Below are 18,217 nucleotides of genomic sequence, written 5' to 3'. Positions count from 1 at the left end.
GGCTTCCTTCAGACCCCACCGTTAGCCAGTGACGCCCTTGCCATTCGGATTATCTTCCCCTCAATCAGGGTGATCTCACTCTCTTGCAAGTGAGCGGGTTTGCCAGCTTTGCTGGGCAAACAAAAAAGGGCTATTTACAAAATAGCCCTTTAATATATGAGAGTGTTAGCAGGTGGCTAAATTAACCTAATCTACCATGACACTGTTTGAATTTTTTACCTGATCCACAAGGGCAAGGTTCATTGCGCCCAACTTTTCGTTCTTGGCGAACAAAACTTTCATGGCCACTTTGATCATCCTCATTGATTTCACCGTGAGCGGCTTGGGCGTGTAACATTTCAATCTTAGCACGTGCTTCAGCTTGACGACGCTGCTCTGCAATCTCATCCACCTCTTCTCTGCTTTGCACTTGCACTTTAGAAAGTATCATCACCACGTCATGCTTTAAGTTTTCAAGGAGTTCTAAAAACATTTCAAATGATTCGCGTTTGTATTCTTGCTTAGGATCTTTTTGCGCATAGCCACGCAGGTGAATACCTTGGCGTAGATGATCCATTGATGCAAGGTGATCTTTCCAAAGCGAATCAATGGTCTGCAACATAACTGATTTTTCAAAACCAGAGATAATCGCATTGCCTACTTGCTCTTTTTTAGCTGCATAGCTTTGTTTGGCGTAATTAAGAATATTCTCGCGAACAGTTTCTTCTTGCAGGTTTGCATCATCAGTCAACCACTGCTGTACAGGCAACTCAATTAAGAAATCAGACTTTAAGCGTGTTTCCAAGCCTTTCAAGTCCCACTGTTCTGTCAGCGAATGTTGCGGTACATATTCATTCAAACAAGCGTTAAAAACATCATCCCAAATATTATCGATGGTTTCAGTGATCTCTTCACTGTCCATTACACCGTTACGCTGCTGATAAATCACTTTACGCTGCTCATTAGCGACATCATCATAATCGAGTAATGATTTACGCATATCAAAGTTGCGACCTTCAACTTTACGCTGTGCATTTTCAATGGCTCGTGTGACCCAAGGATGCTCAATCGCCTCACCATTTTCCATACCCAATTTTTTCATCATATTAGATACTTTCTCTGAAGCAAAAATACGCATGAGTGAATCTTCCATCGATAAGTAGAAACGGCTTTCACCTGGATCCCCCTGACGGCCAGAACGTCCTCGTAGCTGATTATCAATACGTCGCGACTCATGACGTTCCGTGCCTATAATATACAAACCACCAGCTGCAAGTACTTTGTCGTGCTCTTCTCGCCAAGCAGTTGTTTCAGCCTCAATTTGATATGTCTTTAACTCACCTAATTTTTCTAGGCGCGCCTGTAAATTACCACCCAATACAATATCGGTACCACGCCCCGCCATATTAGTGGCGATAGTCACAGACCCTAATGCGCCGGCTTGGGCAATGATATCCGCTTCTTTTTCATGAAATTTAGCATTTAACACGCTGTGTTTGATTTTTGCTTTATCCATTAATTGCGATAAGAGCTCCGAGTTCTCAATAGAAACAGTCCCCACTAGCACGGGTTGACGACGTTCTAAACGTGTTTTGATATCAGCCACAATCGCCTGGTATTTTTCTTCTTCGGTGAGATAAACTAAATCACCATTATCAATACGAATCATGGGTTGATTGGTAGGCACAACAATCGTTTCCAAGCCGTAAATAGATTGGAATTCAAATGCTTCGGTATCAGCAGTACCGGTCATTCCCGCTAGTTTTGTATATAAACGGAAGAAGTTTTGAAATGTAATTGAAGCCAAGGTTTGATTTTCATTTTGAATATTCATCCCCTCTTTTGCTTCTACCGCTTGATGCAGCCCTTCAGACCAGCGACGCCCTGGCATAGTTCGTCCAGTATGCTCATCGACAATAACAACTTCACCTTTATCGTTGACGATATAATCGACATCTTTTTCAAATAAAGTGTGGGCACGCAACGCTGCGTTGACATGGTGTAGTAAAGTAATACTTGACGCGGAATAGAGAGATTGATTTTCATCAAGCAAACCACGCTCTTGAAGGATACGTTCAACTTTCTCTTGACCGCGTTCAGTGAGTAAAACCTGGCGGCTTTTTTCATCAACCGTATAATCCCCCTCGCCGGTGTAGTCTTCTGTATCCTCTTTGTCTTGTGCCGTTAACATCGGAATAACTGTATTTAATTTAGTATAAAGTGTTGCATCACCATCGGTTGGCCCAGATATAATCAACGGTGTTCTTGCTTCATCAATTAAGATTGAATCCACTTCATCAACAATCGCATAATGCAGAGGACGCATGACACGTTGCTGTGCTTCAAAGGCCATATTGTCACGTAAATAATCGAATCCAAATTCGTTATTTGTCCCATAAGTAATATCGGCAGCGTAAGCTGCTCGTTTTTCTTCTGGTTGCATACCAGAAAGGTTAATACCAACGGTTAATCCTAAAAATTCAAATAGTTGTGCATTCCATTCTGCATCGCGGCGCGCCAAGTAATCATTGACGGTAATAACGTGTACACCTTTATCTGATAATGCATTTAAATAAGCGGGTAGCGTGGCGGTTAATGTTTTACCTTCACCAGTACGCATCTCGGCGATTTTGTTTTCATTTAATATCATCCCGCCGATTAGCTGCATATCAAAAGGACGCATATTAAAAACGCGCTCAGAGGCGCTACGCACAACAGCAAAAGCTTCTACGAGCACTGAATCAATGCTTTCACCTGATGCAATACGCTCTTTAAACTCAGCCGTTTTGGCCTTTAATTGCTGGTCAGTAAGAGCTCGCATTTGCGGCTCTAGCTTATTAATTTCATTAACGACTTTACGAAGTTGTTTTAAGTAACGGTCATTACGACTGCCTATTATTTTTGTTATTAGCTGTGTGATCATTTTGTTTTCTCGTAGTTTAAAATTTAGTTAAGTTAATGAGAGTTTGAATAGTATGTCTGTTATCCCGCTTTTCGTTGAATATAATAAGCAGGGTTGATTTTTTTGCCATTTTTTAATACTTCGTAATGTACATGTGGCCCTGTTGAGCGCCCTGAACTACCCATTACAGCAACCGTTTGCCCTTTACTCACAATATCGCCAACAGACACATTTAATGCGCTGGCATGTGCATATCGAGTCACAAAGCCATTACCATGTTGGATTTCAACCATCAACCCATAACCACTTCTCTTCCCAGATTCCGTTACAACACCCGCGGCGGTCGATATAATTGGCATTCCCATAAAACCAGCAATATCAACACCTTTATGTCGCGTCAATCGTCCTGAAAAGGGATCTTTGCGTATACCGAATGGAGATGATACCCATGAGCCGCGCCCTTTTGTTGGCCGTCCAGAAATATACAACTGATCAATGAGATGGCGATTGTTTAATGTAATTTCAAGCTGCATGAGCTGTTTTTGTTTATTTTTAAAATCTTGATCAAGGTTTTCAATATGATTTAGTAAATCGGGGAATTCATAATCAAGATCTTCTCCGGACGGGTCAATGCCTCCCATCGGCAGTGGCAATTCAAAATCAAACTCTTTTTTGGGCAAGTTGGATTGTTCAATAACCCGCTCTCCTAATGCGTTTAAACGATTCAACTGCGCTTGTAAATTACCCACTTTAGTGGCTAAGACAGCTAATGTTTCATCATTCTGAGCTTTAATGAGTTGCAGATATTGATCTTTACTGATATCTCTATCATGTAAAGCTGTTATTTTGAATTGATTAAGCTGGCTTTGATAATGTGCTTGTATAAACCAAGCGCAAGCGATTAACAAAATGGCAAAAAGAAGAGAGATAAGTAGAAATTTATTTTTTGTAAGCGAAAACGAGTGTTCTGCTTCCTCTCTTGAATAGATAAACGTTATACTCATAATTCTGTATTCACTGTTGATGAAATTAATGAATAGAACCCGAAAACCTAAACCCGTTTCTTTTCTCTTGAAAGAAATCGGATTACAGCATGATACAGCCCTAATCACGAAGGTCGATAGTCTACTACAAAGCTATCTGAAACAACATAATATCAAAGATTGCAGGATAGGAAATTTACAAAACGGGAGCTTGCTTATAGAAATCCCAGATGCAACCTGGCTAATACGCTTAAAATTCATGCAAAGTGAACTACTAACACTATCGCGACAGCTAGTACCTGGTCTACTCAATATTAAAATAAAAATCAATCCAACACTGAAACAGGCCACCGCGAAGAGCGAAAAAAACACCAAAAAAGTGATCAAACGGGCCAGTAAAATGTCCAATGATGTCGCTCAGTCTTTTTTAGCCTTAGCAGAAAATGCAGATCCGGGCTTGCAAGCCGCGCTGCGTTCATTAGCAAAATATTCAAGAAAAGAATAAAAAAAAGCGCATTAAAGCGCTTTTCTATTAATGTGAGTGGCTTAGTTTGAATGCAGCATGCTGTTGAGTTCAACAGCACTTTTATTCACTAAACATTCAATTTGACCTGTCATTGAGTTACGACGGAAAAGCAGATCATTTTTATTGGCCAATTCTCGAGCTTTAGCAAACCCAGCTTCTTTGCCTTCTTTATCAAGTAGCTTCACTTTTGATCCTGCCGTGACATATAAACCGGATTCAATAGTACAACGACTGCCAAGCGGAATGCCCAGACCCGCATTTGCGCCCAACAGGCTGTTTTCACCTATAGAGATGACCATTTTCCCGCCGCCGCTTAATGTCCCCATAATAGAAGCGCCGCCACCTATATCACTGCCTTCCCCTACCATAACACCAGCAGATATACGGCCTTCGACCATGCTAACCCCCGTTGTGCCCGCATTAAAGTTAATAAACCCTTCATGCATCACCGTTGTACCTTCTCCAACATGGGCTCCTAAGCGCACACGTGAAGTATCGGCAATACGCACACCAGAAGGTACAATGTAATCGACCATTTTAGGGAATTTATCAACGCAATCCACGCTGATGGTTTCACCCTTTAAGCGCGCTTCAATTTGACGGTCAGCCAGTTCCGGTAAATCAATTGCGCCTTTATTTGTCCATGCAATATTGTGCAATACGCCAAAAATACCATCTAATATTACAGCGTGTGGTTTCACTAAACGGTGCGATATGAGTTGTAATTTAAGGTAACCTTCTGCGACATTAGAGGGGGCTTCATCTTTTTCTAAAACAACCAAGACAAGTGCTTGAGTTGATTTGGCCGCCGCAGTTGCAAAATCTGCATTGGCTGTTTCAGCGGCGCCATTAAATGCTGCAGCAAGCTGCTCCGCTAGTTCACATTTTATTTCAATTACTTGATTGCCTTTCTCATAGCCCACTAAGGCCGCAATCACAGCGACAAGATCATCACTTGGATTTAATAGAGGATGAGGGAAAAATGCTTCAATAATTTTTTGATCACGGTTTTTAGTAGCAGTACCAAAGGCAAGGGCAAATGTAGACATGAATTAAGCTCCGATTTAAAAGTCTAGACAGGGGGTTTATATTTTCCATAATAAAGAAGCAGATCACATAGTTAAAGAGATAAATTAAAAAATCTAAAAATTAATCCGACCAATTTACTGTGCATTACTGACAAGGACTAACACGCAGTCGTTTAAAAAGCACCGCTATCAATAAAAATAACAGCTCCATCAACAAAGTAGAAAGTAATGCTGACGCTAATCCCACGATGATTGAATCTTGGTTTAGGGCTATTTCGGCATTATAATTTTCTTGTGTTTCTTTTAATAAAGGACTGTGTAACTCCCCCAATAGAAAATACAAACGACTAATTAATGAACCTTGCAAGGCATTTTTTTGCGCTTTCAGCTGATTAAAACGGGCCAGTAATTTTTCAATTATCTGCGCTTCGGCTTTAAATAAACGCTGTTCACTGCTTTTATGTTTACTTATTAAAGCATGTAAATCGCCTGAAAAATAAACATCAGCAAGTGCCTGATATTGACTCAATTGGTCCTTTGCTTCTATATAATGCGCATCTAAGCGGGTTTCATATTGATGTAAAAAATTGGGCAGCTGCAACCCCATCAGTAACGCCAAAGCAAAAACCAAATTGAGACTGTAACGACGCACAAGTTTTATAAGCATCTATTTAAACCCACGTGATTTACGCAACGTTTCGTAGGCAGATTGAATATCCTGAGCTTTTTCTTTGGCTAACACCATCATTTCATCAGGTAAACCTTTTGATGCTAATTTATCAGGGTGATGTTGACTCATCAGCTTGCGGTAAGCACGTTTAATCTCTTTATCCGCGGCGCTCTTTTCTATCCCCAGTACTTTGTATGAGTCTTCATCACTTGCAGCTTGTTGTTGACGAGTTTTCCCTTGATGGAAGTGTTGCTGACCTTCAAACATCTGTAATAAACGGTCTAGTTCAAAACGCGAGAAACCTAACTGCTCAGCAATACTATATAAGATTTCTTTTTCTTTGCTGTGTAGTTCGCCATCAGAATAAGCAACCTGCACTTGGATCCCTAAAAACATCTGTAACAGATTATGATCACCACGAACCATCTGCGCAAAATCGGACAGTGTTTGCTGCAGAGGGAAATCAGTTTCTTTGCCTGATGCAAATGAAAGTTGCGCTTGCGCACGAGCTTCACCCTGAAGGCGCATTTGATCCATATAAGCATTGGCAACTTGAATATCCGTTTCTGTTACCTGCCCTTTTGCTTTAGCAATATGCCCCATCACCGAAAAGGTGCTATCAAAAAAGAGTTTTTGCTTTGCCTGACTGCTAACCGCATTAGCAAACAAACCATTTTGCCTATTAAAATTAATCGCCGTGGCGCGATCAAAGCGATGGCCTAACCAAATACCCAGTAACATCCCAAAAATATGGCCAAACATGAAACCAAAAAAACCACCAAGTATTTTCCCCCAAATTCGCATAAACGTAATAACCTCATTAATTAAAGATAGTAAGCATCAATATTGGGGTTATTTTGACTAACTATTCTCAGTTTTGCCAATTTTATTCCTCAAAATAGACAAATATAAGCTATTTATAAATAACAGGGATTGGAGCGACCTTAAGTTTGCTCTATTATAGCGGCTATATTTTTCTTTATCTAAGCTTAACGCTTTCAGTTTCTAATCCACTTTTGTGAGTTGTACATGTTAAAATTTTTCCCTCTGCTACTTATTTTTTATCCATTTTCGCTTGTGTCAGCAGATGAAACAGTAAAATCATCATCTTACAACGAGATTCCATTAAGCACGAACGCTAAGACAGCGTCTGATCCGCTACGAAAGTCCCCTCGCTCCCGCGCGTCTTTCTTCAATCAGTGTTATCAAAATGTTCCACCTATTACCCCCGAAACCGATACGCGAAAAAACAACCAAATCCCCGTTAATATCAAAGCTCGCTCGCTGACAGCGGTCACTGATACGGTTATTTATCAAGGTGATGTAATCCTCACCCAAGGCAGTAAGTTATTAGCAGCGGATAAACTCACTTATTTTAAAGAGCAGGATAAAGCACTCGCGGAAGGTAACATCAATTTTGTTAACGGAGCGCTAACCCTCTATTCGGATACCATTGAAACGCAACTCGATAATGATCAAACTACATTATATCAGGCCGACTACCAATTTCATGGACAAGGCGGACGGGGTAATGCAGATCGTGTTTATGATAATGGTTTAGATCTTTATGAATTCACCGCATCCTCTTACAGTGCTTGCCCACCTGGTGATAATACCTGGTCAATTGATTCAACAACCCTTTATATAGACAATGAAGAAGGCGTTGGCAGTGCATATAATGCAATCTTAAAAATAAAAGATGTACCCGTTTTCTATTTCCCCTATGTGACCTACCCACTGACAGATAAACGTAAAACGGGGCTTTTATTTCCAATCGCGACGCTATCTGAAACCAATGGTTTGACCCTTTCTCAGCCTCTATATATCAATATCCGTGAAAATATGGATGCCACTATCACACCAACCTACATGAAAGAGCGCGGCACGCTATTGGCAGCACAGTATCGTTATCTCTTTAATGTGGGAGCGGGCACAATTCAAAGCGAATATCTTAGTAATGATAAAATACGTAACGACTCCCGTTATCTGCAGCACTGGGACCATAATGTTGGATTTGCCAAAAATTGGAATTTAACCACCGACTATACAGCAGTCAGTGATGACAACTATTTCAGTGATATTACCACAGCGTACGGTACACGCAGCGATAGCCAGCTATTACAAACTGCCAAACTAAGTTATCGAGAGCTGAGCTGGAATAGTGAATTAGAAGTACGAGACTTTCAAATTTTATCGAGTGGTGATACCCCCCATAAAGTGATGCCAAAATTGGCGTTTAATGCCTATCAACCGCTTAATTGGCAAGGTTTACAACTGGATTGGTACTCTGAAATATCACAATTTAAACATAATGATGAGGACGTCTATAGCGGTACCCGTATCCATTTAGAGCCGAAGCTGTCATTGCCACTTTACTACGACGCTATGTTTATCACTACTGAGCTGAAATATATGGTCAGTGTATATCAACAGAACTTACCAGAAACAAATAAAGAAACTTGGTATGAAGATTTAGATAAAAGCGTCGGACGTTATATTCCCTCTTTTAAAATTCATTCGGGCATTAACTTTGAACGCGACTTTTCTATCTTCAACAGTCAATATAAACAAACCTTAGTGCCACAAATTCAGTATTTATACGTACCCTATCAAGATCAATCAAATATTGGCCTTTATGATACCACCACTATGCAACAGGATTATTATGGATTGTTTCGTGATAACCGCTTCTCTGGTTATGATAGAATTGCTGATGCAAACCAGATAACATTCGGAATTTCGAGTAGTTTTATCAATGCCAAAGGGCAAGAGAAAATGCGTTTTGCAATTGGACAAAATTACTATTTTGTTCCTTCAAAGACACAATTGCCAGAAGATGAAGCAGTGGCTGAAACAGCAAGTCGCTCTTCCGTTATTGGCGAGTTCGATATCAACTTGGCAGATCAATATTTTTTCCACACTGGGTTGGAATGGGATAGCGACAATAATGAATTCAATCGCGCTAATGCAACTTTTGAAAAGCGCTGGTTGTATAATACCTATGCACAATTAAATTATCGCTATGTCGCACCGATCTCCGACGATAACGGATTACTTGATGAGAACACGATGGTTAACCAATTTGGCACTAAAATCAATTGGCCTATCAATAACCAGTGGAACTCTTTTGCCAGTTATTACTACGATGTCGAATATAGCCACTCATATGAGAGCATTATCGGCCTAAAATACCAATCTTGTTGTTGGGCATTTGGTCTGACTTACGATAAACATATGTTACCCATCACTCAGTTGGGTTCAATTAACGATAACTACGAAACTGAAAATAGCTATAGCTTAACCTTTGAACTAAAAGGGTTAGGTGGCGTCGGATTTACTTCTGGTGAACAAGGTCTTTTCGATTACGGTCGCCCTTTTTACTTACAATAATGGAATAAAAATGAAATTAATAAAAACTATTCTTCTGCCTTTTTTTTGCGCGACATTAATCGCACCTCAAGTTGTTGCAGAGAGTAAACCATTAGATAAAATTGAAGCGGTTGTCAATCAGGAGGTCATTTTAAGCAGTGATATGACGCGCATGCAGCAAGAAATACAAACTCGTTACAAGGAAAGTGGCAAAAGCTTACCTGAAGATGGCTCTATACAAAAACAGATCCTCGACAAGCTAATTGGGGATCGTTTGCAATTACAAATTGCACAGCAAATGGGATTGCGTATCAGTGATGTACAACTCAATCAGACACTACAGCAAGTTGCCACCGATAAGGGCTTAACACTTTTGCAGTATCAGGCACAGCTTACCAAAGCCGGAGAGAGTTATAACGCCTTTGTTGATACGGTGCGTGATGAATTAACCATCAATGAAGTTCGCCAAATACAAATACGACGCCGTATTAATATTTCAGATCAAGAAGTAGATCAGATGGTCAAACGGCTTGCCGAGGAAGGACACAAAACAACGCAGTTTAAATTTGCCCATATCCTATTAAAAGTCAATGGCGACACTGCCATTGCAGAACAGCAGGCAATTGAAACAAAAGCAGATGAACTGATCCTTAAAATTAAACAGGGTGTTGATATAGCATCACTCGCAATGAATTACTCTCAAGGTCCTAAATCACTCGAAGGTGGAGACTGGGGTTGGCGCACCATAGATGAAATACCGACCCTATTTGCCGCTGTATTTGATGACATAAATACTAAAAAAGGCGATGTAATAGGGCCATTTCGCAGTGAACTTGGCCTCCATATTATCAAAATCCTTGATAAAAAAGGATCCCAAAGTGTGATAACCGTTGAAGTCAATGCTCGTCATATTCTGATCAAATCGAACATCATCCTTAGCGATGAGAAAGCAGAAAAATTACTAAAAGATTATCGCCAAGAAATATTAACGGGCAAAAGTACATTTGCTGAATTGGCGACTAAGCACTCGCAAGATCCGGGCTCGGCTGCCAAAGGGGGAAAACTCGGCTGGGCAGATCCTAATATGTATGTTCCTGAATTTAGAGATGTAACATTATCCCTCCCAATCGGAGAAATAAGTGAACCCTTCCATACCATGCATGGGTGGCATATTCTGCAGGTCATGGAGCGACGCGAATCTGATACTACAGAGCAAGCAACCAAGCAGAAAGCCTTCGCTATTTTATTTAAGCAACGTTTTCCTGCCGAAGTTTATGCTTGGATGAATGAGATTCGTCAAGAGGCGTATATTAAAATTAATAACCCCGATTATATTATTAAGGCACAGTAATAATGAAACCTTTAATCATCACAGCAGGTGAGCCCAGCGGTATTGGTCCCGATCTTGTTTTACAATTGGCAAAACAGCAGTGGCCAGTACAACTAATTGTCTGCAGTGATAAGCACTTGTTAATTGAGCGCGCCCGCTTACTTAATGAAAAAATCACATTCATTGATTATGATGCAACACAGACAGTGCAAGTTTCTAAGCCTGGTACACTTATCGTCGCCCATATCCCAGTGCAAGTAGCAGTTCAAGCTGGCAAGCTAAATAAAGCCAACGCACAGTTTGTATTAGATACGCTCACCTTTGCCAGTCAAGGTTGTATATCGGGTGAGTTTTCGGCGGTGGTGACTGCTCCTGTACATAAGGGGATCATCAATGATGCTGGTGTTGCTTTTAGCGGCCATACTGAGTTTTTTGCCGAGCAGGCGCAAGTCGATTTGGTCGTGATGATGCTAGCAACAGTCGGACTGCGTGTTGCATTGGTAACTACCCACTTACCTTTAGCGGCTGTGTCCAAAGCAATTACAGAGCAACGTTTATTTGAAATTATCCATATTTTAAATAAAGAATTGCAACTGAAATACGCGATTAAAAAGCCACGTATTTATGTTTGCGGTTTAAATCCTCATGCAGGTGAAAGTGGCCACATGGGCCGCGAAGAGATAGACACGATTGAGCCCGCACTTGAAAAATTACGACAACAAGATATTGACTTAATTGGCCCGCTACCTGCAGACACCCTATTCCAAGAAAAATATTTAAATGATGCCGATGTGGTACTCGCTATGTATCATGACCAAGGGTTACCGGTCTTAAAATATAAAGGCTTTGGTAACTCGGTCAATATCACCCTAGGACTGCCTTTTATCCGCACCTCCGTTGACCATGGTACAGCATTAGATCTGGCCGCTACTGGAAAAGCGGATGCGAGTAGTTTACTGTGCGCAGTTAACGAAGCGATTACCATGATAAATAGTAAAAATTAACAGTAAGAAATAGGGCAAAATAACGATGAATGATAAAACACACTTAGGGCATACGGCGCGCAAACGTTTTGGGCAAAATTTCTTACACGATGATTATATCATTGACTCCATTGTTGCTGCGATAGCACCACAATTCGATGATAATATTGTCGAAATAGGCCCAGGATTAGGTGCTTTAACTGAGCCAGTTGCTAGCAAAGTGGATTGTTTAAATGTGGTCGAGCTTGATAGAGATTTGGCAGAGCGTTTAGCCAAGCACCCAACGTTAGCCAGTAAACTTAAGATAACCCAAGCCGATGCAATGCAGTTCGATTTCGGCAAACTAGTCGATTCAGATAAACAGCTGCGTGTATTTGGTAACTTGCCATATAACATCTCCACGCCCCTCATGTTTCACCTTTTTGAATATGCAGATAAAATTTCTGATATGCATTTTATGTTGCAAAAAGAAGTGGTTAATCGCCTCTGCGCAGGTCCTGATTGTAAAGCTTATGGACGTTTAAGCGTGATGGCACAATATTACTGTAAAGTGATCCCAGTCTTAGAGGTACCGCCAACAGCATTTATACCCGCTCCTAAAGTTGACTCTGCAGTTGTTCGATTAGAGCCTTATAACACCCCACCGTTTGTGGCAAAAAGCCTTAAAGTGCTAAATCAAGTTTGCTCAATGGCCTTTAATCAGCGTCGTAAAACAGTACGTAACAGCTGGCGAGATATTCTCTCCGCAGAGCAGTTGCAGGAAATAGGTATTGATATCGGTAAACGGGCAGAAAATATCACCGTGCAAGAATATGTCAATGTCGCTAACTATGTTTACCAACAGCAGCTAAACGCACAGTAATGGCAACCTATATTATTGGCGATATACAAGGCTGTTGTGATGAACTGCAACAACTATTACACCTTGCTGATTTTAATCCGGAAAATGACGAACTTTGGATAACCGGCGATCTCGTTGCTCGTGGTCCAAAGTCGCTGCAAACATTACGATTTGTTAAAGGGTTGGGAGACAGTGCCAAAGTTGTACTGGGTAATCACGATTTAAACCTGCTTGCGATCCATCAAGGTGTTCAGGATGATAGAGAAAAAGACAAACTAAGCAACCTATTGGCGGCACCTGATTGTGACGAGCTGCTGAATTGGCTGCGCCAGCAGCCGCTGCTTATCCGTCACCCTCAATTTAACTTTGTAATGATTCATGCAGGCATTCCACCACAATGGACTATCCCGCAAGCCGAGCATTATGCAAAACAAGTTGAGCTTGAGTTACAAGCGGATAACTATAAAGAACTATTAACCGCGATATATGATAATCAGCCCAACTCATGGTCAAATCAATTGCAAGGTAGCGCTCGTTCGCGTTTTATTATTAATGCTCTTACTCGTATGCGCTACTGCTTTTTAGATGGCTCTTTAGAGTTTGACCATACCTCTGCGCCAGAGCAAACGGATCTGAGCAAATTAAAACCTTGGTTTGAATTTGACAGCCTAGATCGAAGCAGCGAGATTATCTTTGGCCATTGGGGGTCACTACTCGGAAAAGTCAATAAATCGGGTATTTATGGCCTTGATACGGCCTGTGTGTGGGGGAATAGTCTAACGATGTTACGCTGGCAAGATAAAAAACGCTTCTCACTTGCGTGCCCTATTTACTGTACTTAATGGCTAATTGCGCCGCACCTTAGTGGATATCGATGCAACGCTTGTATTCATAGCATCGGCTTGTTGATAACAACTGCACTCTTTTTTATAGCTCTCGCTGCAAAGTAACAAATTGATAGTTATAATCATTTTTGTGATCAGCCGGATGCGCATCACGCTCTATTTCACGCCAATTAGCAACCGCTTTATAATCTGGGAATTGCGTATCGCCGCTTATTTTTAAATCAATAAAAGTAAGGTATAAGCGGCTCGCCAGGTGCAAAAATTGTTCATAAATAGTGGCACCGCCGATCACCATCACCTCGGGCGCATCTTTTATGAGAGCAAGTGCCTGCTCGACGGTTTGCACACAATGCACCCCTTCAATATGTAACTGATTATCACGCGTTAAAACGATATTAGCACGGCCGGGTAAAGGGCGACCAATTGACTGATAGGTTTTACGCCCCATAATAACGGGCTTACCTAAGGTAACGCGTTTAAAAAACTGCAGATCGCCGGGCAGATGCCAAGGCATTTTATTATCTAAACCAATGACGCGATTTTCTGCCATAGCGGCAATCATAGAAATGTTCATATTGATCCTATTTTCTTTTATTTACAAGCAAGATTATCATAAACAACTGGGATAGATCTTTGCATTGTGCTTTTCTATCCAAAAAAACGATATAAAATATTAGCCGTTTGCTATGATGAGGCAGCATATTTTTCAGCATCTCTCTACAACACCTTTATTGGGGAAGTATACATGGCAATTTCATTAAAAAAAGGGATCATCACCGGCGTATCGGTCCTTCTATTACTATTATGGATAGTCTCACTTTGGTGGGGATGGATGCCTGCTAGTTATGATGTCAGGGCAAAAGCTATAGCAGAAGCACAAGCCAATAATCATAAACTGGTAGCGGGTTATACCACCACCACCACCCTAATTGATATCGCCAGTTGGCTAACTGAAAAACCAGGCGGTTTTTTAGGTAACGATATTACCCCACCTGCACTGCTGATGGATAATATGCCCGCTTTTGAATTTGGCGTATTAGAGCAGGTACGAGATTTAGCTCTCGTGATGCGCTTAGATTTTAGCCGCTCACAGTCGCAATCAAGTGGCGATGAAGACTTGGAAATAGCACAAACTAAAATCAACATTTCGCACAAAAGCTGGGCATTACCGAGTGCTGAAGGTGAATATGCGGATGCTGTTGTCGCCTTAAAGCGTTATCGAGCAAGACTTGTCGTAACAGATGAAAAAGAAGCACAATTTTATACTCGTGCAGACAATTTAAGTGATTGGTTACGTGAGATAGAAAAACGCTTAGGCTCCATCTCTCAGCGCTTAAGCGCAAGTGTTGGCCATGATCGTTACAATACAGAGTTGGCGGGAGATCCGAGCGCTAAACAAGCAACTAAAACGGCAGATGAATCAGAGGTTAAAACCCCTTGGTTACAAATTGATAATATCTTTTATGAAAGTCGCGGTGCGACTTGGGCTATTCTGCATTTCTTAAAAGCAGTCGAAATAGATTTTTCGGATGTGTTACAAAAGAAAAATGCACAGGTGAGTTTAAAACAGATTATTCGTGATTTAGAAGCAACCCAAGAGACAATTTGGTCACCAATGATCTTAAATGGCAGTGGTTTTGGCCTATTAGCCAATCATTCATTAGTGATGGCAAACTATGTATCACGAGCGAATGCCGCGCTGATTGATCTGCGCTCTTTGTTAGAACAGGGGTAACAATCAAAGTGATAAGAAAACCGTTACACGATATAACGGTTTTCTTATCTGTTTACGAATGCTTAGCCCTTAAACTAACCACAACATTTTTTATATTTTTTGCCACTGCCACAGTTGCAAAGATCATTACGATTGGGTTTTTTTTCAAAAGTAGTGGTTTTCGGTTTATTTAAAAAAGCATTAAGTTCACTGATATTTTCAGCAAGCTCGCCATTGATTTCAATTGTTGCAAACAGTGCATTTTCTTGCACAATCAACTCGATTTCTGCTTTTCGTTCTTCACTGTTAACAACTAAAACCAGTGGAGCCTCTTCTGATCCTGCTTTGACAGCACGCTTAGTATTAAAACCATAGCTTGAATGCTTTGGCTTTTTCTCTTTTTTCCCTTTAAAGAAAAATTTATCTGACATTAAAACACCCTATTTGTGAAAATTAATTGCGCGAAGCTTACACTAAAAATAGCTTTAAACAATCGGACGACCACGGTAAATTAATATTGAAGGTAATGCCAAACCAAAACTCAGCGCGCCAAGAATAAACAGGGTACGTAGACCATTTTCTATTACCATCTGCGCCAATGCGATGTTATAACCTCCCGCATTTAATTCCACAATACCAATAACAGTCGTAAATGCAAAACTGCCCGGAATCATTGGGATAACAGAGGCAACGGTAAAAACAGGCCGTGGTATAAGACGTTTACGTGACCAATATAAGCCTAAAAATCCCATGCTACTTGAAGCGGCTAATGTTGCCCACTCAATATGAACCCCCCAATACATCAATAAATACCGAAAACTATGGGCAAATGCTCCGCCAATAGCGCAATAAACAAGCATCTTTTTAGGGACATTAAAGACCATCGCAAAGCCGACGGCGGGGATCCATGCAAACCAAGCATCAATCAGTAATAATTTGATTAGTTCCATATCAACGTCCCCCCGCCATCGGCTTTAATGCAGTATGAGCAAATACAAGTTTAGGTATTAAAGAGCGCCATACAAAACGGGTATTACTCAATGATATGTTTATTGACGTCATTAAATTATCCATCCCCATACCCCCGTTACCGCCATTGAGCCCACAATACCAATCGACACACTGATTGTTAATAGTGTGGCAAAAACCCAGCGAGCGATTCCCGTGCTAATATGCCCTTTAAGCATATCCGAAACTGCATTAATAAATGGGAAACCAGGTACCAATAATAAAACACACGCCGCCATCGCAATTTTCGGATCTTCACCAAATTGGTGGATCACGCCGATACTGGCTATGGAAGTAGCTAAAAAAGCAGCTAAGGCAAAGTTCACAAAAGGATTGTGCTGCCGATGAGCCAGTTCTTGACGCAGTATCATCGCCGCCGCAGAAGCAAAAAAAGTAGTTATATAAACGGGCAGATCACCACCGAAAAAATGGCTAAAACTGCCGCATGATAAACCTATCATCAAAACCACTAACCAGCGATTATATTTAAAAGGCACGAGACGATTTAAACGCTCTTTGACCTGATGCGCATCCAGCAGCTGTTTTTCTAGCATCACACAAATGCGCTGTACCTCGCACACCATATGCATATTGATGCCACGATCATAACAACGGCGGGTAGTGGTTACACAATGCCCGTCAAGTAAACTGGTGATAACGATCGCATCACTGCTTACTGATAGTTCAATACTTTGCGCTCCGAGTGCGATCCCAATGCGCTGCGTTGTTTGTTCAACAAGACGACTCTCAGCACCATGCTGAAGCAAGATCTGCCCCGCTTTTACCGCAATACGCGTTAATTCACTTTGTGCTTCGTAGGTTAAGCTCATTTTTTGACCTTGTATAAAAGAACTTATTAATTAAACTATTTATAGCTGCGCTTCTGCTAATTTTAGATCTAATGTCGCTTTGAGTAATTTGAATAATAAAATTGCAGCATCAATTTCCTCTTTACGATTAGTTAAACTTTCTATATTGAGGCCCAAGGGGATACCTAAAGGCAAGCACGCCTGGAGAATCTGCTCAAAATTATTACGGCTAATATATAATGACTCTTTAAGTGGATTTTCTGATTGCAAAATACGTAAACTGGTCGCCTCTGGCACAGAAATCCCTAGCCATTCAATAAATGCTAAGGTTTTTGCACTACCACAAGGTGAGAATGTTAAAATAACACGCTTTGGTTGCTCCCCGTGGCTTTTACATTCCAACGCATAACGCGTTAACAGGTCAATCGTTGCTTGCGCATTATAGACGGCTTGCGAGATAAAAAATTCACACCCCTGTGCTTCCTTATCGCGCAGGCGCAAATGTTCATCTCCTTTGGCGATATGTCGCTCGGCGATGGTCACTCCACCGAGATGAAAGTCTAAATGGTGGGCGTCTAACGTGTTATAAGCATCCACCAAGGAGAGTTTGATTTCACCCTCTGATGAGGGGCTACCAACCAGCACAATGTCACGCACTGAATACTGGTGCCACGCATCTGAGAGCCAATGTGAGAAGTCAGCAGCGGAACGTTGCGATACACTTTTATAAGTAATCACTGGTTTAGATGATTTATCATGTAAAAGTTTCGAGTATAATCGTACGTCATGAGTATGTTTAAAAGGGAAAGGACGAGGCTTATCAGTACGGGAGGTTTCATCTTGAATATCATAAACAATCAGGCCATCATAATCGATACATTCGAGTCGCCCTAACAATTTATCAGCGATACCCGCCACTAATTCAATATCAGTATCCTCTTTAGGCGGCGTGGTTCCGATAAAATAAACCCCTACTTTTGGATCACTGGATTTATTTTTTAATATCGACTTATACATAAAGTTTTCCTAAACAGGCAAGCAAAAATAATAATATAAAATTGTCGCATATCTACTGCGCAAATGAAATCCAGAGATTTATAAAACAGCAATTCTCGCTCAAATGATCTTTGCTAAGATAAAACAGCTTTTTCAGCTGTTTTTCCATTTTATGCTCGTCAACCTGTGCTTTCCTTGGTTTTTCCTTTTTCAAACAGGCAAGGATCAAGCTAC

The 18,217-nt window shown here is 40.9% G+C and carries 17 protein-coding genes; 7 read left to right on the top strand and 10 right to left on the bottom strand.

From position 1 onward, the window contains the following. Positions 1-181: 181 nt before the first annotated feature. Together secA and KSO91_RS17655 are read right to left on the bottom strand one after the other, a co-directional pair. The gene (gene secA / locus KSO91_RS11770; protein ID WP_238743191.1) at positions 182-2,902 is read right to left on the bottom strand and encodes a preprotein translocase subunit SecA; all 2,721 of its coding nucleotides are present in this window, start codon (positions 2,900-2,902) and stop codon (positions 182-184) included. A 59-nt stretch (positions 2,903-2,961) separates the two neighbouring features. Continuing rightward, positions 2,962-3,885 (bottom strand): M23 family metallopeptidase, encoded by a 924-nt coding sequence (locus KSO91_RS17655; protein ID WP_275113980.1) that lies wholly within the window; start codon positions 3,883-3,885, stop codon positions 2,962-2,964. Between the two features lie 28 nt (positions 3,886-3,913). Here KSO91_RS17655 and KSO91_RS11760 point away from each other — a divergent pair, with 28 nt between their 5' ends. After that, complete coding sequence (locus KSO91_RS11760) at positions 3,914-4,369, top strand: DciA family protein (protein WP_238743190.1); 456 nt, start codon at positions 3,914-3,916, stop codon at positions 4,367-4,369. 41 nt (positions 4,370-4,410) lie between these two features. Here the strand turns inward: KSO91_RS11760 and dapD are convergent, their stop codons facing one another. The 3 genes from dapD to djlA all read right to left on the bottom strand — a co-directional run bounded on the left by dapD (position 4,411) and on the right by djlA (position 6,892). Then, entirely contained in the window at positions 4,411-5,439 is a 1,029-nt protein-coding gene (gene dapD / locus KSO91_RS11755; protein ID WP_238743189.1) for a 2,3,4,5-tetrahydropyridine-2,6-dicarboxylate N-succinyltransferase, read from the bottom strand. Positions 5,440-5,563: 124 nt separating this feature from the next. After that, the gene (locus tag KSO91_RS11750; RefSeq protein WP_238743188.1) at positions 5,564-6,085 is read right to left on the bottom strand and encodes a DUF2937 family protein; all 522 of its coding nucleotides are present in this window, start codon (positions 6,083-6,085) and stop codon (positions 5,564-5,566) included. Then, positions 6,086-6,892: a co-chaperone DjlA gene (gene djlA / locus KSO91_RS11745; protein ID WP_238743187.1), complete on the bottom strand. Its 807-nt coding sequence runs from the start codon at positions 6,890-6,892 to the stop codon at positions 6,086-6,088. 225 nt (positions 6,893-7,117) lie between these two features. On the opposite strand from djlA, the gene lptD reads away from it, so the two are divergent. Genes lptD through KSO91_RS11720 form a run of 5 tightly spaced genes read left to right on the top strand, consistent with a single transcriptional unit; the run spans position 7,118 to position 13,453 of the window. Next, entirely contained in the window at positions 7,118-9,478 is a 2,361-nt protein-coding gene (lptD, locus tag KSO91_RS11740; protein ID WP_238743186.1) for an LPS assembly protein LptD, read from the top strand. Between the two features lie 10 nt (positions 9,479-9,488). Then, entirely contained in the window at positions 9,489-10,808 is a 1,320-nt protein-coding gene (gene surA / locus KSO91_RS11735) for a peptidylprolyl isomerase SurA (RefSeq protein WP_238743185.1), read from the top strand. A 2-nt stretch (positions 10,809-10,810) separates the two neighbouring features. Further along, positions 10,811-11,791, top strand: coding sequence for a 4-hydroxythreonine-4-phosphate dehydrogenase PdxA (pdxA, locus tag KSO91_RS11730; protein WP_275113979.1), 981 nt, complete (start codon positions 10,811-10,813; stop codon positions 11,789-11,791). A gap of 25 nt (positions 11,792-11,816) precedes the next feature. Then, on the top strand, positions 11,817-12,632 hold the full coding sequence (gene rsmA, locus KSO91_RS11725; protein ID WP_238743184.1) for a 16S rRNA (adenine(1518)-N(6)/adenine(1519)-N(6))-dimethyltransferase RsmA: 816 nt from the start codon (positions 11,817-11,819) through the stop codon (positions 12,630-12,632). Further along, positions 12,632-13,453: a symmetrical bis(5'-nucleosyl)-tetraphosphatase gene (locus KSO91_RS11720; protein ID WP_238743183.1), complete on the top strand. Its 822-nt coding sequence runs from the start codon at positions 12,632-12,634 to the stop codon at positions 13,451-13,453. The genes rsmA and KSO91_RS11720 overlap by 1 nt, the downstream gene beginning before the upstream one ends. 85 nt (positions 13,454-13,538) lie before the next feature. Here the strand turns inward: KSO91_RS11720 and folA are convergent, their stop codons facing one another. Further along, positions 13,539-14,030, bottom strand: coding sequence for a type 3 dihydrofolate reductase (gene folA / locus KSO91_RS11715; protein WP_238743182.1), 492 nt, complete (start codon positions 14,028-14,030; stop codon positions 13,539-13,541). A gap of 171 nt (positions 14,031-14,201) precedes the next feature. On the opposite strand from folA, the gene KSO91_RS11710 reads away from it, so the two are divergent. Beyond that, positions 14,202-15,191 (top strand): DUF2333 family protein, encoded by a 990-nt coding sequence (locus tag KSO91_RS11710; RefSeq protein WP_238743181.1) that lies wholly within the window; start codon positions 14,202-14,204, stop codon positions 15,189-15,191. A 74-nt stretch (positions 15,192-15,265) separates the two neighbouring features. Here the strand turns inward: KSO91_RS11710 and KSO91_RS11705 are convergent, their stop codons facing one another. The 4 genes from KSO91_RS11705 to KSO91_RS11690 all read right to left on the bottom strand — a co-directional run bounded on the left by KSO91_RS11705 (position 15,266) and on the right by KSO91_RS11690 (position 18,004). Continuing rightward, a complete protein-coding gene (locus KSO91_RS11705; protein ID WP_238743180.1) occupies positions 15,266-15,601 on the bottom strand; it encodes a PBPRA1643 family SWIM/SEC-C metal-binding motif protein in 336 nt (111 codons plus the stop codon). Positions 15,602-15,655: 54 nt separating this feature from the next. Then, positions 15,656-16,120 carry a threonine/serine exporter family protein gene (locus KSO91_RS11700; RefSeq protein ID WP_238743179.1) on the bottom strand — a complete coding sequence of 155 codons (465 nt, stop codon included), beginning with the start codon at positions 16,118-16,120 and terminating at the stop codon, positions 15,656-15,658. A 111-nt stretch (positions 16,121-16,231) separates the two neighbouring features. Next, on the bottom strand, positions 16,232-17,008 hold the full coding sequence (locus KSO91_RS11695) for a threonine/serine exporter family protein (protein WP_238743178.1): 777 nt from the start codon (positions 17,006-17,008) through the stop codon (positions 16,232-16,234). 39 nt (positions 17,009-17,047) lie between these two features. Then, on the bottom strand, positions 17,048-18,004 hold the full coding sequence (locus tag KSO91_RS11690) for a methylenetetrahydrofolate reductase (RefSeq protein WP_238743177.1): 957 nt from the start codon (positions 18,002-18,004) through the stop codon (positions 17,048-17,050). Between the last annotated feature and the right edge of the window lie 213 nt (positions 18,005-18,217).

Origin of the sequence: Psychromonas antarctica (assembly GCF_022267535.1) — a bacterium.
GTDB lineage: Bacteria > Pseudomonadota > Gammaproteobacteria > Enterobacterales > Psychromonadaceae > Psychromonas > Psychromonas antarctica.
This window is presented reverse-complemented; position numbering and strand designations above follow the sequence as displayed.